Annotated in this window: 1 protein-coding gene; it reads left to right on the forward strand. The window is 62.9% G+C overall.

The window, feature by feature from the left end:
* Positions 1-464: 464 nt before the first annotated feature.
* Positions 465-1796 (forward strand): group II intron reverse transcriptase/maturase, encoded by a 1332-nt coding sequence (gene ltrA, locus CWO91_RS42070; protein WP_130221157.1) that lies wholly within the window; start codon positions 465-467, stop codon positions 1794-1796.
* The last annotated feature ends 92 nt before the right edge of the window (positions 1797-1888 follow it).

Here is a 1888-nt window from a genome sequence, read left to right on the forward strand (position 1 = left end):
GGCCGGGACCGTGCGTCTGTGATGTTGTTCAGTCAGGAGGTGAAAGTCCTTTCCATGTGAGGTCACGCCACATGTAGCTGAAGGCAACTGCGTCGACCGACTGCGGGAATGCAGGAGGCGGGGTGGGGAGCAGCCGGAGGCGAACGAGCAGCCCGTAGGATAACGAACCCGTTTCGGCGTTTTGGTGCGGCGAGCCCGCGGTCCTAAGGCGAAGCCTGGGTGGCGACACCCGGCCGGACACACTGACGTGGATGAGATGGTGATGTCCGGGCCCATGACGTGGTTGGGGTCGGGATGCTCGGACGGCGGAACAAAGCAAGCAGAGAGGCCTTGCCGCGGTGTGCGACGTGGTGAGGCGTCAGAGCCCGCATAGTACCGATGCGGCCCGATGAGGGTCGTGAGAGGAGGGGGTAGCAAAACCCGTCTGAGGGAAGGCAGGGCAGGAAGGTGGATGCGCAAAGACCATGCCGGAGCAGAGCAGCACCGCGAGTGCCGAGCAGGCTAAGCAAGGTGCAGAGACGCCGCATGCCAGAAGCAACTGGACGTGGGTCGAAGCCGAGATATGGACCGAGCGTATGCTGTCGGCGCTGGAGAACGGCGTCACAGGCGGCAAATGGTACTCGTTGATAGACAAGGTGTATGCGCCGGCAACGCTTGCGCTCGCTTGGACGAAGGTCGAAGCGAACAAAGGGGCTGCGGGCGTGGACGGGCAAAGCGTGGAGCGGTTCGCGGCGAAGGCAGAGGACTATCTGTCGGAGCTGGAGACGGGGCTGCGGGCGGATAGTTACCACCCGCAAGCCGTCAAACGAGTGGAGATACCGAAGGGCGATGGCAGGCTGCGACCGTTGGGGATCCCCACGGTCAAGGATCGCATCGTCCAGCAGGCGGTACGCCTCGTGATCGAGCCGATCTTCGAGAGCGGGTTCTGCGACGGCAGTTACGGCTTCCGTCCGGGACGCGGGAGCAAGGACGCGCTGCGCGAGGTCAATCGGCTGCTCGAGGACGGCTACACCCATGTGGTGGATGCCGACCTTCAGTCGTACTTCGATACGATCCCGCACGGACGTCTGATAAGGCGGGTCGAGGAGCGGATCAGCGATGGCCGCGTGCTCGATCTGCTCCGTGGCTGGCTGAAGGCCGATATCCTGCACGGGTTGGACAGATGGACGCCGGTGGAGGGCTCGCCGCAAGGTGCGGTGATCAGCCCGTTACTGGCCAACATCTATCTCGATCCGCTGGACCGGTTGATGGCCGCCTACGGATACCCGATGGTGCGGTATGCAGACGACTTCGTGATCCTCACTCGCAACCATGCCGAGGCCGAAGCGGCCCTCGCGCTGGTTGGGGCATGGGTGGCGGAAAACGGGCTGACTCTGCACCCCACAAAGACACGGATCGCCAACTGCCGGAAGAAGGGGAACGGGTTCGAGTTCCTCGGTTACCGGTTCGAGCGTGGCCGCCGTGACGTGCGCAAGAAGAGCCTCGACAAGCTGAAGGATGCGATCCGAACGAAGACGCGACGGACGAGAGGGCAAAGCCTCAAGTTCGTCATCGCCGATCTCAACCGGACGCTCAGAGGCTGGTTCGGCTACTTCAAGCATGCCCATCCAAGCATCTTCCTCAAGCTCGATCAGATGATCCGGCGGCGGTTGCGGGCGATGCTACGCAAGCAGATGCGACGTCCGGGCGTCGGCAATGATCAGGCTGACCATCGACAGTGGCCCAATGCCTACTTCGCGAATGCCGGGTTGTTCGCGCTTCACATGGCCTGGCAAGCAGCGAGACAGTCTCGATGAAGAAACCACCGACTGGAGAGCCGTATGCGGGAAAACCGCCCGTACGGTTCGGAGGGCGGGGTCGGTGAGAACCGATCCCGACCCCTATCATA

Origin of the sequence: Bradyrhizobium genosp. SA-3, assembly GCF_004212635.1 — a bacterium.
GTDB lineage: Bacteria > Pseudomonadota > Alphaproteobacteria > Rhizobiales > Xanthobacteraceae > Bradyrhizobium.

Bases quoted from the DNA above. Each gene is read 5' to 3' on its own strand.
- ltrA (WP_130221157.1), top strand. From the start codon at position 465: ATGCCGGAGCAGAGCAGCACCGCGAGTGCCGAGCAGGCTAAGCAAGGT.